The sequence below is a fragment of the Thioalkalivibrio sp. ALE20 genome, assembly GCF_000381405.1.
Lineage (GTDB): Bacteria > Pseudomonadota > Gammaproteobacteria > Ectothiorhodospirales > Ectothiorhodospiraceae > Thioalkalivibrio.
Genome location: NZ_KB906475.1, coordinates 71,784 through 87,734, shown reverse-complemented (window position 1 = coordinate 87,734; position 15,951 = coordinate 71,784). Strand labels below are relative to the sequence as shown.

Annotated in this window: 10 protein-coding genes, 1 other RNA gene and 3 pseudogenes; 12 read left to right on the top strand and 2 right to left on the bottom strand. The window is 60.6% G+C overall.

The window, feature by feature from the left end; genetic code table 11:
- Positions 1-7 precede the first annotated feature (7 nt).
- Complete coding sequence (locus F790_RS0108965; RefSeq protein ID WP_019591440.1) at positions 8-427, bottom strand: secondary thiamine-phosphate synthase enzyme YjbQ; 420 nt, start codon at positions 425-427, stop codon at positions 8-10.
- A gap of 672 nt (positions 428-1,099) precedes the next feature.
- On the opposite strand from F790_RS0108965, the pseudogene F790_RS14835 reads away from it, so the two are divergent.
- The 11 genes and pseudogenes from F790_RS14835 to F790_RS0108915 form a co-directional block, all read left to right on the top strand.
- A pseudogene (locus tag F790_RS14835) lies at positions 1,100-1,426 on the top strand (nuclease-related domain-containing protein); the annotation flags it as partial.
- Positions 1,427-1,744: 318 nt separating this feature from the next.
- A pseudogene (locus F790_RS14830) lies at positions 1,745-2,027 on the top strand (integrase core domain-containing protein); the annotation flags it as partial.
- Positions 2,028-2,243: 216 nt separating this feature from the next.
- Positions 2,244-3,902, top strand: a complete 1,659-nt coding sequence (locus F790_RS14495; RefSeq protein ID WP_156824326.1) for a hypothetical protein — start codon at positions 2,244-2,246, stop codon at positions 3,900-3,902.
- Positions 3,895-5,382 (top strand): hypothetical protein, encoded by a 1,488-nt coding sequence (locus tag F790_RS14245; RefSeq protein WP_083938867.1) that lies wholly within the window; start codon positions 3,895-3,897, stop codon positions 5,380-5,382. The genes F790_RS14495 and F790_RS14245 overlap by 8 nt, the downstream gene beginning before the upstream one ends.
- 477 nt (positions 5,383-5,859) lie before the next feature.
- Positions 5,860-5,992, top strand: a pseudogene (locus F790_RS14995) (transposase); the annotation flags it as partial.
- A 349-nt stretch (positions 5,993-6,341) separates the two neighbouring features.
- The gene (locus F790_RS0108940; protein WP_019591436.1) at positions 6,342-6,575 is read left to right on the top strand and encodes a hypothetical protein; all 234 of its coding nucleotides are present in this window, start codon (positions 6,342-6,344) and stop codon (positions 6,573-6,575) included.
- Positions 6,572-6,925 (top strand): IS66 family insertion sequence element accessory protein TnpB, encoded by a 354-nt coding sequence (tnpB, locus tag F790_RS0108935; protein ID WP_019591435.1) that lies wholly within the window; start codon positions 6,572-6,574, stop codon positions 6,923-6,925. Before F790_RS0108940 ends, tnpB begins: the two co-directional genes overlap by 4 nt.
- Before the next feature lie 48 nt (positions 6,926-6,973).
- Complete coding sequence (locus tag F790_RS0108930) at positions 6,974-8,656, top strand: IS66 family transposase (protein ID WP_156824324.1); 1,683 nt, start codon at positions 6,974-6,976, stop codon at positions 8,654-8,656.
- A 43-nt stretch (positions 8,657-8,699) separates the two neighbouring features.
- Positions 8,700-8,852 carry a hypothetical protein gene (locus F790_RS14670; RefSeq protein WP_019591433.1) on the top strand — a complete coding sequence of 51 codons (153 nt, stop codon included), beginning with the start codon at positions 8,700-8,702 and terminating at the stop codon, positions 8,850-8,852.
- Between the two features lie 339 nt (positions 8,853-9,191).
- A complete protein-coding gene (locus tag F790_RS0108920; RefSeq protein ID WP_019591432.1) occupies positions 9,192-9,743 on the top strand; it encodes a heme NO-binding domain-containing protein in 552 nt (183 codons plus the stop codon).
- On the top strand, positions 9,736-11,445 hold the full coding sequence (locus F790_RS0108915) for a response regulator (protein ID WP_019591431.1): 1,710 nt from the start codon (positions 9,736-9,738) through the stop codon (positions 11,443-11,445). The genes F790_RS0108920 and F790_RS0108915 overlap by 8 nt, the downstream gene beginning before the upstream one ends.
- Positions 11,446-11,583: 138 nt before the next feature.
- Here the strand turns inward: F790_RS0108915 and ssrA are convergent.
- Positions 11,584-11,945: a transfer-messenger RNA gene (gene ssrA / locus F790_RS14235) on the bottom strand.
- A 131-nt stretch (positions 11,946-12,076) separates the two neighbouring features.
- On the opposite strand from ssrA, the gene purL reads away from it, so the two are divergent.
- The gene (gene purL / locus F790_RS0108910; protein ID WP_026332912.1) at positions 12,077-15,949 is read left to right on the top strand and encodes a phosphoribosylformylglycinamidine synthase; all 3,873 of its coding nucleotides are present in this window, start codon (positions 12,077-12,079) and stop codon (positions 15,947-15,949) included.
- Positions 15,950-15,951 lie beyond the last annotated feature (2 nt).

Here is a 15,951-nt window from a genome sequence, read left to right as displayed (position 1 = left end):
AAACGGGTTATTCGCCCTGCACGGTCACGGTGATACGCCGGTCGTGTCCGGCGTAACGGTGTTCCCAGAGGAAGACCCCCTGCCAGGTACCCAGAGCGGGGCGGCCGCGGGTCACCGGTAGAGTCAGGTCATTGTGGGTCAGCATGGCCCGGGCATGGGCGGCCATGTCGTCGTCGCCTTCCATGTCGTGGCGGTAGGCGGGGTCGCCGTCGGGCGCCAGCCGGGCCAGTATCGTCTCCAGATCGCGCCGGACGTCCGGGTCGGCGTTCTCGGTGATCAGCAGCGACGCACTGGTGTGGTGCTGGAAGACGTGGCAGGTGCCGGTGGTGATGCCCGAGCGATGGATGATGTCGCGCACGGCATCGGTGACGGCGATGCTGCCGCGGCCCCGCGTGGTGATCGTCAGGTCTTCCTGGTAAACGCTCATAAGCAACAAAAAAAGGCGCCCTCAGGCGCCTGATTTTCTTCAGAATGTGGTGGAGGCGGCGTCAACGTAAAAGCTATCGCAAACCCTTGATTACGCGTCCTTTCTGTGGATTGCACGGCCAGTGTTGCCCCCAGAGTTGCCCCCGCAAGGTAGGGGCTGGCGAATGCTGGGGGCAACGTCTCCCCTTGCGATGGGGGCATCATGCCCGCCGGCTGGCTGGCCGTCTATCCCACGCCATCTGACTCTCTCCAAGCCTGGCCAATCAACCGCTCCACCTTGTTCACTCGGGTAACGTCCTCCCGTTGGGCCAGGGTATCTTTCGAGACCTGACCGGTCGTAGATCGTCTTCCGGGACAACTCGGGGTTTTCGGTGTGCAGGTCCTTGAGTTTCCGGATTGGGGTCAGAAGGCCAAGGGCTCTTTGAGACCGGTTCGCCAGGCAGGGTGGGCAACTTTTCTTTGATGCTTTAGGCTCCAACTTACACCGTGTGGACAAGGAACGACCATGCTCCGGACCAATGACAAGGATCGTTTCGTGCTGAATATCCCCTCTCCCTCCCGCGAGTCTCACCGCCGTTCCCTGGCTTTCGCGACGCGTGTTGACGCAAGTCTGGCGGATACTCCTGACCCACAGCGGCTCGCCTTCTCCTGAGCTAGCAGTCCGGAGCACTCCATGGCCTATACCCACCCCTCCAATCTCGACGCCCTCCAACTGGACGGTGCCCATCGCCCGGAAGTCGAGACATTGAGGCGGCTGGGTCGTGAGTTGAAAGACGACTACACCGTCTTTCACTCTGTGCGCTGGGCCGCGGATGTCGACCAACGCGCCGGTTTCGGTGAGATCGATTTCCTGGTGGTGAACCAGGACGGGGATGTCCTGCTCATCGAGCAGAAGGACGGCGCCCTGGTGGAGCGGCGGGATGACCTGGCCAAGGACTACGGCCACGCCAATGGGCCCAAGTCCGTCATCAACCAGATCCATCAGGCCCTGGACGGACTGCGGGAGGCTCTGGGTCGAGCGGATCTCGGGTTTCTGCCGCGACTGGAGCTGATGCTCTATGCCCCGGGCCATCGGGTGGGTAATGTCCCGGCCGGCCTGCAGGAGGCGGCTATCGTCGATGCGGACCGCCGGGACGGGCTGGCGGACGTCATTCGTGAGCGGCTGGGGCCGGGAAGTCCGGCACATGCCGGTGGAGCGCGCCAGGTACAGGAGGTCATCGCCCAGCCTTTGGACTTTCATCCGGATATCCACCACGACGCCGAGTACATGGAGCGACCTATAACCGGTTGGCTGGAGGGATGGGCGAGGTCATCGCCGGACCGGTTCACCCAGAAGCGCCGGGAGCCTTCGGGGAGCCACGTCTTCGACCAGCTCTGCGCCGACTTCGGTATCGACCATCGGCTAACGCCGCCACGCCCCCCAGACCAACGGGCTGGTGGAGCGCTTCAACGGCCGGATCGCCGAAATCCTGCGAACGACGCACTTCGATTCCGGCGCCGACCTGGACTCGATGCTCTGGCACTACAACCGGCTCCACAATCATCACATCCCGCAGCGGACCCTCGGTCATCTGACACCAACCCGGAAGCTCAAGGACTGACAGACCGAGAACCCCGATTTGTTCCGGAGAAGGTCTACGATCAGTCAAATCTCGACAGTAGCAATACAAAAAGGTACCCAAACCACGACTCTCTAGCGCTTTTCGTTGTGCCTTGATCATAGTTATCGCCCCTCGTAGGAGAGCATCATAGGATGAACTCTTCCCGAGGCATCCGGAAACTAACAACTTATCCAAAACCCTTTGTAAGGAGAAAAAATGACTTCCATAAATGAGCATGTTAAGCAGAGCCTTCCCCGTGCTTTTAAAAACAAAAAGGCGTGTCATGTATCTCCGGAAATACCGCAAGCCAAACTGACAAACGCTGTAGATGCATTTTCATTTGAGGGAGAGGAAGGCGCGATATTAGGCCTTGTTGATACAACTATCCGAGGGAATGGGAAGGAGGGTTTGATTGTAACGGGGGAGAGAATTATAAGAAAAGCTCCAAGTCAAACGAAAGTTTTTAAGTTTGAAGAAGTAAAGCAGGCCACGTATGAAAGTAGGCCGGAAGCAAAGTTCACTGAACCGAAGGAAGTCCTTCAAGTCGAGACCATCGATGGCGATACCCATGAGTTATATTATTTAAGTCAGATCGACTTAAAGGAGTTTGGTGACTTCATTAATGAAGTTGTGACTGAGTTTGATGAGTATCATGAGCAAGAGCAATTAATCCCAATCTGTGATTTGAGTGACGAGCTAAAATCTAATTACATAAAGGTCATTGCTAATATGGCCATTGATAATGAAGGCGTCGTGGACGATCAAGAGTTTGCCGAACTCTTAAGCCTTATGAGCCGCTTGAATATTTCTCCCGATCTGAGAAATGACCTCCGGCTATATTTCGCCTCGCCGGAAGAATCCTCTCCAACCGAAAAACTTATATCCGCCATCGATAAAGAGATCCCAGATGGAATGAAGAAGGCTGTCCATATCTCCTTGGTAAAGGACATTATTAGTGTTCACTCAGCTCTCAGTGGGGAGGCGAGTAAAGAATTTTCATTTTTGGAGAAAAATAAAGAATTCTTCGATGTGAATGATGACGAAATTGATGTCGCCGTTATGGCGATAGAAAACGATAAGAAAATGCTAAATAGGGATTATACTGATGATGATCTCACTAAAAGTATTAAAGAAATGTCAGCGAAGGCAAGTGCAGTTGGAGTACCTCTAGGGGCTGTCTATCTTTCAGGTTCTGTGGTTGGTCTCTCTGCCGCAGGAATGAGTTCTGGGCTTGCGGCCCTTGGAATGGGGGGAATCCTTGGGTTTTCCAGTATGGCGACTGGGATCGGTGCCGCTGTCATGCTCGGGGTCTTTGCATATAAAGGATTCAAAAGTCTGGCGGACTCTGGGCTTGATGAAGCAGATAAGCGTCGAGAATTGATGTTGCAAGAGGTTATCAGACAGGGCCAAAAAACAACTTCCTTGATTATTGAAGATATTAACGCGTTATCTGTGCAGCTTAGTGAAGCTCTGGCATCTGCTAATGCCACTGAGGAAAAGTTAAATGAGCTTGCGCAAAAGCTGAAACAGTATGTCTCCGCTTCCCGGAAAATATCGAGTCGAACAGATGAAGCCCAAGCAAGCAAAGAGCGACTTAAGTCCCCCGAATATGTCGAGGTTAATCGGTTGGTTGAGCTCACCAAGCAAGAGTCATCCAAAAAGCATTATGATTTTATTATTAAAAGTTACGTGAAGTATGGGGAGGACGCAAGTAATTCGGACCTCGCAAAGGAAGACTGTGAAACACTTAAGCTTCGAGACGACTTAGGAGAAACAGAGTTCCAAGATCTGGCGTCTTCGTTCGAAGCTATAAAGTATAACGAAATCAATACCACGAACATTAAAAGCCGGTTTTTTGGGGGGAAGAATGGCTAACGGAAAAGCTGAAAAGGCCGCTGTTGCCCAGAAACATCAAAATGACAAGGCAGGACGGCGTGTAGGTGAACTTAATAAAGGCGCGGATGAGCTTACACAAAAAAATAACAAGAATTCAGATTTATTGGGTGAGCTGGAGGATGAAATTGATCAGCTCATGGCGAATGAAGGGGTGAGTTTCGATAGAGAAGCAGATATAAAAAATACTGAAATTGACGCTTTGCTATCTGAGGCTGAAGCGAGAGGTGCAAGTAGAGCACAGGAGTATACGAAACTAGACTATATTGAATTTGAAGAAAACTTTGACTGGCAGGGTTATGATTTTGATGTTGAGAGATATCTAGAAAGAAGTGAGATAAATCTAAGCGACGATCCTTTTTCGTACCTTTTGTCGGAAAGAGATCGGATAAAAGTAGAGAAAAGAATCGATCAAGACCTAACTTTTAAAACCGCAGATTGTGATAAGGTTGATTATGCAGCGGCTGCAGTGTGCGGCGCGATCGGGGGTGTTATAGATGTAGTACTTATTCAAGGTCCCGGTGAGGGTGGTGTATCTGAGTTGACGGACGAGGCGGTAGATAAGTCGGTCCGGGGATTCGCGAAGTTGATGGGCTGGGAAGGTCCAAGGGAGGGTTCAGATCCGACGAATAGCGCAATTGGGTTTCTAGAAAGAAACTTTTCGGTTAATTATGATCATCGGCATGGTGGGGATGTTGGTGGTTCGTTCAAAATGAGCACGAAAAACCACCACATCAAAAGTTTGGGCCACTCGCCGGATTTGGTTGGGCTTTTCTTTTCAATACTTGATCAGTTTAATGATACCGCTTCCTTTGTAAGTGATGGCCAACTGGTGCAAGTTGAAACAGAAAATTTTGAGCTTAAAGGCAGTAATTTTTTTGCGAAGCTTTTTTGTGGTTTCGTTAATTGGTTCGGCCATTTGATGTCAGATGCAGGCGGATCCTCTGGTGGTAGTGGCCGAGGTTCTGGGATACCCATTCCTTTTTATTCGCTGCTTCAGTTTTTTCAGGTCGGAGAGTTTGGGCAGCATAAAGATACCTTCGCAAAGGTTGCAGTAAAAGTCTTTGAGGAAGGGTATGACTTTCGGCACGGGTTAGCGATGGCAATCCCCGTCGCAATTACGGAAATTCTTACGAGGTTTGTTTGGGCTTATAGACAGGTCTTTCAATTCGAGCGTGATTTTAGGAGTTTGTCGATTGTAAAGGTCGAGCCGGAGTTGAATCGTATGCTTGTTGTATCCCACGGAGTCCTTTGCGTGATGGACGGGACTGATGCGGCTGCCCGATCTGGTGGCGATATAGTTAGTTTTTTTCTACGGGCAAACCTAGTGGCCTGGGTTCGTCTTGCGTTTGTCGCGAAACGGGAGATTCAAGCGATCTACAAGGAGGGGAGGCTTGATATAGAGATGGCTAATAAGGAGCTCGACGTTGAGTATGAGCGGCTTATTAAGACAAATTGGTGATTACGTGTCAGATCACACGTGATTTCGTGGCCGTTGGTCAAAGAGATCTGGGCGCTCGCATACCAGCTTTTCATCGCCTGGATGGGCGGCTGGTGGTTCAAGGTCTTCTGCGGTAGGTGGTGATTGTACAGACGCACGTACCGTTTGAGCGTCTGCTCCAGACTCGCCCGGTTATCGAAATGGTGCGTCGCCAGGATCTTGCTGGTCCGGCGATTGAAACACTCGATCATGTGGTGGTCGGGGAGGGAAGCCCTTCCACTTTCCGGAGAAGGGCTTGCCCTAGCTATTCAGCCCCGCCTAGCGCGAGGCTTTTTCGTGGACGCGTTCGGTGGCGCCTACCGGGTCTCGATGATTATGCGCCTTCGATGCGCAGCTCGTCGATGTTTCGGCCCTGGCCTTCCCACCCCCACTGTCAGGCTAGTTGGAACCTCCCCTAATGTTAGGGTGTTATCAACGACGGGGCGAAGAGAGGTTCCTGTGAAGTACTCGGATGAACGCAAGGAGGCGGTGCTGAAGAAGCTGCTGCCGCCGCATAACCGGACCGTGGCCCAGCTGGCCGATGAAGAAGGGATCTCGGCCGCCACGCTGTATAACTGGCGCCGGAAGGCCCGCGAGCAGGGTCGGCTGTTGCCGGACAGCAGCCCGGAGCCCGAGGGCTGGAGCTCCCGGGACAAGTTCAATGCCGTGCTGGAGACGGCGCCCTTGTCCGAGGCCGAGGTGGCGGAGTACTGCCGCCGACGGGGTCTGTATCCCGAACAGCTCCAGCGCTGTAAGCGTCCAGCGAAATACCTTCTTTCGTCGTTCCGCCGCGGGTCCGATCATGAAGCCGAGTCCAGTTGGAGAGGAACGGCGGCATGGGTTGGAGGCGACGGAGTCGGGAGGAGTGGCAGCGGTTGGTATCGGGTTGGCCGCGTAGCGGTCTGACCCAGGAAGTGTATTGTGCGCGGCATGGGATCTCGGTGGGCAGTCTGCTGCGCTGGCGTCGGCTCCTGGGTGAGGAAGCGGAGACGCCGCGGGTGGAAGGGAGCGCGGCGGCCGAGTTCGTGCCGGTGACGCTGGTGGGCGATCCGCCTGCGGCGGGCGGTGCGGACCTGACCCTGGTGCTGGCCGACGGGGTGCGGCTCGAGATCGGGGCGGCCTGTCCGGCCGAGACCCTGAAGCGGGTTCTCGGCGTCCTGCGGGAGTCTGCATGATCGCGCTGGACGCGCACACGAAGGTGTACCTGGCCCGGGGTCCCACGGACATGCGCTGTCAGATCGATGGTCTGGCGGCCCGGGTCGAGGACGTGCTGCAGGCGGATCCGTTCTCCTCGCACCTGTTCGTGTTCTGCAACCGGGCGCGGGACAAGATCAAGGTCCTGGTCTGGTATCGCAACGGTTTCTGGCTGTGGTATCGGCGCCTGGAGAAGCAGCGCTTCTGGTGGCCTTCGGGCACCGAGCCGGGGCCGGTGGAGTTGTCGGTGCGGGAGCTGCAATGGCTTCTGGAAGGGCTGGATCCGACGACCGTTCAGGGTCATCGGAAGGCGTCTTTTTCTCTGCTTTAGTCGCTGATTTTGCTGCATTGTTGGGCCGTTTCCGGTATCATGCAGCGCATGGCTGAAGCCGCTTCCAAGCTCCCCGATGACCCGGCCGAACTGCAGGCGATCATCCGCCGGATGACGACCGAGCAGACCGCGCGGGAGCAACACTTCGAGGCGGAACAGACCGCGCGGGAGCAGCGCTTCGAGGCGGAGCTGCAGGCACGGAACGAGGCCATCGAGCAGCGCGACCGCAAGATCGAGCAGTTGCTGGAGCGCCTGGAGCTGCTCCGGCACCAGCGCTTCGGGCCGAAGGCGGATCGCATCGCGAAGGAGCAGCTGGCCCTGTTCGACGAGGCCGAGCTGAACGTCCTGCTCGAGGAACTCGACGCGCAGATCGACGAGGCCAAGACCCCGCGTTCGCCACGAACCGAACCCCAGCAGACCCCGAAGCGCAGGCCCCTGCCGGCGCACCTGCCGCGCGTGGAACGCATCCTGGATCTGTCCGCCGAGGAACAGGCGGCGATCGCCGAGACCCATGTCCACATCGGCCTCGACGAGTCCGAGCAGCTCGGTGTACTGCCCAAGCAGTACTATGTGATCCGGACCCAGCGCGCCAAGTACGCCCCGATCGATGCCGAGGTGCCGGAGGCCGAGAAGGGTCTGCGCATCGCGCCGCGCCCGGCGCAGATCCTGCCCAGGGCGATCGGCCACAGCTCCCTGCTGGCCGAGGTGGTCACCGGCAAGTTCATCGACGGGTTGCCGCTGTACCGCCAGGAGAAGATCTTCGCCCGCGAGGGCATCGAGCTCTCCCGCCAGACCCTGTCGGGCTGGCTGGTGCAACTGGCGACCCCGCTGGCCCCGGTGATGGCGGCCCTGAAGCCGCATCTGACCCGGGGCCCGGTGCTGCAGGTCGACGAGACCCCGGTGCAGGTCCTCGACGAACCCGGACGGGCCAACACCACGAAGTCCTACATGTGGGTCTACCGCGGTGGGCCGCCCGACCACCCGGTGGTCTGGTTCCAGTACGCCGCGAGCCGGGCGGGCGAGGTCCCGATCGAGTTCCTGTTCCCGGAAGGGGCCGATCCGCCCCCGGAGCACCGGTTCTACCTGCAGACCGATGGCTATGCGGCCTATCACGCGTTGGCGGAGCAAGACGGCATCCGGGGCCATATGGGCTGTTGGGCGCATGTGCGCCGAAAGGCCGTCGAGGCCACGAAAGGTCGGACCCGGAACGGGGCCGCGCATGCGCTGGTGGCCTTGATCGGCAAGCTGTATGCCATCGAGCGCCGCCTGCGCGGCACGTCGGCGGAGCACCGCTACGCGGTGCGTCTCGCCGAGTCGAAACCGATCCTCGACGAGATCAAGGCGTGGCTCGACGACAAGGCGCGGAAAGTGCTGCCCAAGGGCCTGCTCGGCGAGGCCATCCAGTACACCCGGAAGCAATGGCCGATCCTGGTCACGTTCCTGGAGGATGGTCACCTCGAGATCGACAACAACCGAGCCGAGAACGCCATCCGGCCGTTCGCCGTGGGGCGCAAGGCCTGGCTCTTCTCCGGCAGCCCCAAGGGGGCCGAGACCAGCGCGATGCTCTACACCCTGGTGGAGACCGCGAAGGCCGCCGGACTCGAGCCACGCGCCTACCTGCACTACCTGTTCGAGACCCTGCCGACGGCGACCACCCCGGACGCCCTTGAGGCCCTCCTGCCGCACCGCCTCACCCCGGACGATCTCAAAATCCCGGCCCCGGAACTGTAAGCCGAATACCCTGGGTTGCCCGGACGCTTACCAGCTTCTGTGGGTGCGGCACTTCGACACCGTCGAAGAGCTGAGGCAAGCCCTGCTGGCGTTCAAGGACCGCTACAACCGGAATTGGCTGCTGCAACGACATCGCTACCGCACGCCTGCGCAGGTGCGGCGCGACCACGTGGTGCCGGACGCGAAGGCAGCGTGATTTTGTGCATTCCAGTGTCCAGGAATTCGGGGGCTTTACACACCGGCGAGTTCGCCGGATGGCTGGAGCAGTGGAACAGCTGAAGCCCCCGTGAATTCACGGAATAAGCGCAACCCCTGAACCCGTATGGGGTGGCCAGCTGCCGCTTCAGGGCCCCATGCCTCGTTTCCCGAACGGAGGGATTGAGGCAGATCATGTCCGAGCCAGTGCATCCGCGTTTCCGCGCCTCCCGGGCTTGTCCGCGCTCGAGAAATGTGAAAGCTTCAACAAGAAAGCATGTTACCGGTATATGCAAGGGGCTGCCGGGCCGGTTCCTGGAAGCACCCGGGAGGGGGAATAATGAAGGGTATCGTTTTCACGGAATTCCTGGAAATGGTGGAGGACGTCTTTTCGCCCGACGTGGCCGACGCCATTATCGAACACGCGAATCTCCCCAGCGGCGGGGTCTACACTGCCGTCGGGACCTACGACCACTCCGAGATGGTGCGGCTGGTGACCGCTCTTTCGCGCGAGACCGGAACGGAAGTGGACGACCTTCTGGAAGTATTCGGGAAATACCTCTTTGGGCGATTCAGGGCACTCTACCCCGACTTTTTCACCGGGGTCGACAGTGCCTTTGGCTTTCTGGAACACGTAGAGGACTACATCCACGTGGAAGTGCGGAAGTTGTATCCCGATGCGGAATTGCCCACATTTGACACCAGACGTCTTGATAGCGAAAGGCTGGTCATGGAGTACTCCTCGGCGCGGCCTTTTGCCCATCTGGCCAATGGACTCATTCACGGATGTCTGGAGTCTTTTGGTGAGACGGCCGAAGTCGACTTTGAGGATCTTTCCCATGGGGAAGATACCCACACGCGGTTCACGCTGCGGCTAGTCGGCAATGGATGACGGGAGCACCCTGCAACGCAGGCTGGATCGTGAACGGGCGGCGCGCAAGCAGGCCGAACGTATAGCCGAAGAGAAGACACGAGAGATTTTCGAATCCAATCGTGAACTGCGCAGGCTGAATGAAAACCTGGAGAACGAGGTCGCCAATCGGACGGCCGAACTTCAGGCGGCCCGTGACGAGGCGGTGGAAGCGAATCAGGCCAAGAGTCTCTTTCTGGCCAACATGAGCCATGAGCTGCGTACTCCGCTGAATGCCATTATCGGTTACAGCGAGATCCTGCTGGAGGAGGCGGGGGATGACGGGGCGAACGAGCTCCTTACGGATTTGCACCGGATTCTCTCGGCAGGCAAACATTTGCTCAGCCTCATCAATGACATCCTTGATCTGTCCAAGATCGAAGCCGGAAAGATGGATATTCATCTCGAAAGCTTTGTGGTTGGCGAACAATTGCGTGAGGTGATGGCCACGGTGGAGCCGCTGGCGGAGAAAAACGGTAACCGGCTGGTGCTGGACGTGGATCCGGGCATTGAAGCGATGACCATGCATTCGGATCTGACCAAGTGGCGCCAGGGTGTTTTCAATCTTCTCTCCAATGCCTGCAAATTCACGGAACAAGGGGTGGTCACACTCTCGGTTTTCCATGAGCCGGATTCCTCCGGGGGACAGTTGCGGTTCTCGGTGAACGATACGGGGATCGGCATGACCCCGGATCAGATGAAGCGGCTCTTCCAGGCGTTCTCCCAGGCAGATGCCTCCACTACCCGCAAATTCGGCGGTACAGGGCTGGGACTGGCCATCACGCGGCATTTCTGTCAGATGCTTGGTGGCGAAATCCGTGTGGTCAGTGAATACGGGGAAGGTTCTACGTTCACGATGGAGTTGCCGGTGACAACGCCGTCCGGCGAGACCCCTCCGGAGGTTCGGGGCGGTGAGTCGGCGACCGGCAATGCCACGCACGGGACGACCATACTTGTGGTGGATGACGACCCCTCCGTACGCGATCTTCTGGCCCGGCAGTTGCGCAGCGAGGGGTACTGTGTCGAGGTCGCGACGGACGGCGAACAGGCGCTGCAGAAGGCCAGGGAAATCCGTCCGGTGGCGATCACGCTGGATGTAATGATGCCGCAGATGGACGGCTGGGCGGTGCTGAGCCGGATCAAGCGCGATCGTGTTCTGACCGATATACCTGTGGTGATGGTCACGATCATGGATCAGAAGACCACAGGATTTGCGCTGGGGGCGACGGACTATGTCACCAAGCCAGTGGATCGAAAGCGACTTGCCACCGTGCTCTCGAAATTGACGACGTCCGAGCCGCGTAACCGGATTCTAGTGGTGGAAGACGACGCCGGGACACGGGATGTTCTGCAGCGTACTCTGCAACGGGACGGGTGGATGGTTTCTCTGGCCAGCGATGGAGTCGAAGGCCTGGAGCGCCTTCGGTCCGAGCCGCCAGCTGCAATCCTCCTGGACCTGATGATGCCCCGTATGGATGGTTTCGATTTCCTGGAAGAGATTCGTCGAAACCCCGACTGGAAGGACATCCCGGTTATCGTGGTGACAGCCAAGGAGTTGTCGAATGCCGAGCTTGAACGCCTCCACGGCCGCGTCAGTGAGGTAATCGGGAAAAAGCCTCGCGAGCTGGAAGAGCTCTTTGGGCACATCCGCTCCGTGATCAGCGAACACCAGGCGGCAGACTGAAGACATCTCCGCTCACACGCGAAAGCGGCTCGAGGTCGCACGTGTGGCTTGATCGGCGTTTCCCTGTCTCATCGTGATTGGGCAGGCGCTGAAGCACAAGAAAAAGGCACCCGCAGGTGCCTGATTTTACAGCTTAACTGGTGGAGGCGGCGGGAATCGAACCCGCGTCCGCAGGCCCTCCGCCCTCGGCTCTACATGCTTATCCTGTCTTTGCGTTTAACCAGCCGCTACCCGACAGGCAGGGAAGACGTCTGGCGATCCCGGTTGAGTTTTAACGGATCCGCGCCGGGCACGCTTCACCGCGAGCTTGTGAGAGTCGACGCCCGATACTGGACGCACAAGCACGGCTCCAGTCGGACGGCACCCTACCGGGTTTTAAGCGGCGAGTGCGTAGTTGTCGTCGTTGGCAACTATTTTTTTGCAGTGATTTTTACGAGGCTCACTACATCCTCGGCATGCACCTCAGGTTTCGCGACCCGCGTCGAATCCAGGTCGCCCCCTTTGCAACTACTGGGACAGGGTACCGCAGTCGGAGTTCCCGTGCACCTCCGACATTCTCCCGGAGGTGGCGGTGCTCCGGTACAATGCGCGGCTCGAAACAGGTCCAACCACGGCACACCGGGTGAAGATGATGCGGGTTTTTGAAGGCGGCACGGCGGTTTCCTCCTTTCGACTGCGGACGCTGGAAACGGCGCTGGAGGAGCGTACCGGGGTGCCGGTCCGTCTGGCGGCGCGTCATCTGTATTTCGTGCAGTTGCACCGCCGGCTCCATGCGGGCGAGGAGAAGCGTCTGGCCGCCCTGCTGGACGAAGGCGAGGCCTGGTCCGCTCCGGCATTCGAGCCGGTGCGCGAACCCGTGGTGATCCCGCGCCCGGGCACCATCAGCGCCTGGTCATCCAAGGCCACCGAGATTGCCCATCATGCGGGACTGGAATCCGCCGTCGAGCGGATCGAACGGGGTACCCACTGGTACGTGGGTGGTGAGCTGCCGCAGGGGCTGAACCTTGTGGACATGGCTGCGCCGCTGTTCGACCGCATGACCGAGGCGGTCATCGAGGATCCCGCGGACGCGGGCGCCCTGTTCCGCGCGGAGACGCCGCGTTCGCTGCAACGGGTGGGCCTGGAGCCGGATGCCCGGAGCGCGCTGGCGCGCGCCAACGGGGAGCTGGGGCTGGCGCTGTCGGAAGAGGAGATCGATTACCTGGCCGAAGGCTATCGAGCGCTGGGGCGGGCCCCGACCGATGCCGAGCTGATGATGTTCGCACAGGCGAACTCCGAACACTGCCGGCACAAGATCTTCAACGCCCGCTGGGTGGTGGATGGCGAGGAGCAGGACCGTACGCTGTTCGGGATGATCCGCGAGACCCATCGGCTCCATCCGGACGGGGTGCTTTCTGCCTACAGCGACAATGCCTCGGTGATCGAAGGCCACCGTGGGGTGCGGCTGATGCCCGGGCCCGATGGCGAGTACCGTCGCGAGGACCTGGATCTTCCGGTGCTGATGAAGGTGGAAACCCACAACCATCCGACCGCGATCTCGCCGTGGCCGGGGGCGGCCACCGGCTCCGGTGGCGAGATCCGGGACGAGGGCGCCACCGGGCGTGGATCGAAGCCCAAGGCCGGGCTGACCGGTTTCACCGTGTCCAACCTGCGCATTCCGGCGCATCCGCAGCCCTGGGAGCGGGATTTCGGACGGCCCGATCGGATCGAGAGCGCGCTGAACATCATGCTGGAGGGGCCGATCGGTGCCGCGGCCTTCAACAACGAATTCGGACGACCGGCGCTGTGCGGGTATTTCCGCACGCTGGAGTCCGCGTTGCCGCAACCGGACGGTGGAGAGGTCCTGTACGGTTACCACAAGCCCGTGATGCTGGCCGGCGGCGTGGGATCGATGCGCGCCGAGCACGTGCACAAGGGCGAGGTGCCCGCACAGACGCCCATCGTGGTGCTGGGCGGTCCCGCCATGCTGATCGGGCTGGGGGGCGGGGCCGCCTCTTCGATGGCCAGCGGCTCGAGCAGCGAGGCCCTGGATTATGCCTCGGTGCAGCGTGGCAACCCCGAGATCCAGCGGCGCTGCCAGGAGGTGATCGATCGCTGCACCGCGCTGGGCGAGGACAATCCCATCCGTTCCATCCACGACGTCGGGGCCGGCGGACTGTCCAATGCGATCCCGGAGATCCTGGATGATGCCGGTCGCGGCGGGCGCATGGAACTGCGCGAAGTGCCCACCGCCGAGCCGGGCCTGTCGCCGATGGAACTGTGGTGCAACGAGGCGCAGGAGCGCTACGTTCTGGCGGTGGACGCCGCGGCCCTCGAGACCTTCCGCGCGATCTGCGAGCGCGAGCGCGCGCCGTTCGCGGTGGTGGGGCAGGCGACCGATGACGGCCACCTGCGAGTGGATGACCGGCTGTTCAACGAGCCGGCGGTGGACATGCCGATGGGCATGCTGCTGGGCGCCACACCAAAGATGACGCGCGAGGACGCGCGCCGGGCCGCGCCGGTCACGACGCTGGAAACGGCCGGTACGGATCTGGCCGAGGCGCTGGAGCGAGTCCTCAATCTGCCGGCGGTGGCCGCCAAGCACTTCCTGATCAGCATCGGTGACCGCTCGGTGGGCGGCCTGGTGGCGCGGGATCCCATGGTCGGTCCCTGGCAGGTGCCGGTGGCCGACTGCGCCGTGACGCTGACCGACTTCGACGGATATACCGGCGAGGCCATGGCCATGGGTGAACGTTCGCCGGTGGCGATCCTCTCGGGACCGGCCTCCGGACGCATGGCGATCGGCGAGGTGGTGACCAACCTGGCCGCCGCGGACATCGAAGGCACCCGGACGATCCGCCTGTCGGCGAACTGGATGGCCGCTGCGGGGGTGTCGGGCGAGGAGGCCGCACTGTTCGATACCGTTCGGGCGGTTGCCGAAGATCTGTGCCCGCAGCTCGGCATCAGCATCCCGGTAGGCAAGGACTCGCTGTCGATGCGCACGGTCTGGCAGGACGCCGACGGTCACGAGCGCCACATGCATGCGCCGGTAACCCTGGTGGTATCGGGCTTCGCGCCGGTGACGGACGCGCGCCGGACCCTGACCCCGGAGCCGGATGCCCGCGAGGGGGGCAGCCTGTGGTTCGTGGATCTGGCGGCCGGCCGGATGCGGCTGGGCGGCTCGGCCCTGGCGCAGACGGCGGGTGGCATCGGTGAAGTGCCCCCGGATGTGGAAGATCCGGCGGCGCTGCGCGCATTCGTGGACGCGGTCGGCCACCTGCGCCGCGAGGGGCTGCTGTGTGCCTACCACGACCGCTCGGACGGAGGCCTGATCACGACCCTGCTGGAGATGGGCTTTGCCGGGCGTCTCGGCCTGGACATCGACGTGCCGGCGGGGATGGACCCGGCTGCCTGGCTGTTCAACGAGGAACTGGGGGCGGTCCTGCAGGTGCGGGCCGGGGCGGAGGAGGCCCTGCGCGAGACGATGCAACAGGCCGGTCTCGGCGCGCATCTGCACGAGGTGGCCCGTCTGCGCAGAGACGAGACGGTCACGGTCGCGCAGGCCGGGCGGAACCTGCTGGAGTCGACGCGCGCAGGGCTCCAGCGCCAGTGGCAGGCGACCACCCGACACATGCAGCGGTTGCGCGACAATCCCGAATGCGCCGACGAGGAATACGCACGCATCGACGCCGATGACGGACTTACCGAACGCCTGCATTTCGATCCGTCGGAAGATATCGCGGCGCCGTTCATCGCCAGCGGGGCGCGGCCACGCGTGGCGATCCTGCGCGAGCAGGGGGTCAACGGTCAGCTCGAGATGGCGGCGGCCTTCGAGCGCGCCGGTTTCCAGCCGGTGGACGTGCACATGACGGACCTGCTCGAGGGCCGGCGGGATCTGGCCGACATGCAGGGCCTGGCGGCCTGCGGCGGGTTTTCCTACGGTGACGTGCTGGGCGCCGGCGGGGGCTGGGCCCGCACGATTCTCAATCACGAAGGGCTGCGCACGCAGTTTGCGTCCTTTTTCGAGCGCAACGATACCTTCAGTCTCGGCGTGTGCAATGGCTGCCAGATGCTGTCGCGGCTGGCGCCGCTGATCCCGGGGGCCGGGCACTGGCCCCGCTTCGTGCGCAATCGTTCGGAACAGTTCGAGGCGCGCCTGTCGCTGGTGCGTGTGGAGCCGGGGCCGTCGGTGCTGCTGGAGGGGATGGGGGGCTCGGTGCTTCCGGTGGTGGTTTCGCACGGAGAAGGGCGCGTGGAATATCCCGGCGAGGCCCCGGTGTACGACCAGGCGGCGCTGCGCTACGTGGAGGCCGACGAGTCGCCGGCCGAGGCCTACCCGGCCAACCCCAACGGTTCGCCGCGCGGCGCCACCGCCTTTACCAGCGAGGATGGCCGCGCGACCATCATGATGCCGCATCCCGAACGGGTGTTCCGCACCGTGCAGCACAGCTGGCACCCCGCGGAGTGGGGCGAGGACGGTCCGTGGATGCGTCTGTTCCGCAACGCCCGGGCATTCGTTGGCTGACC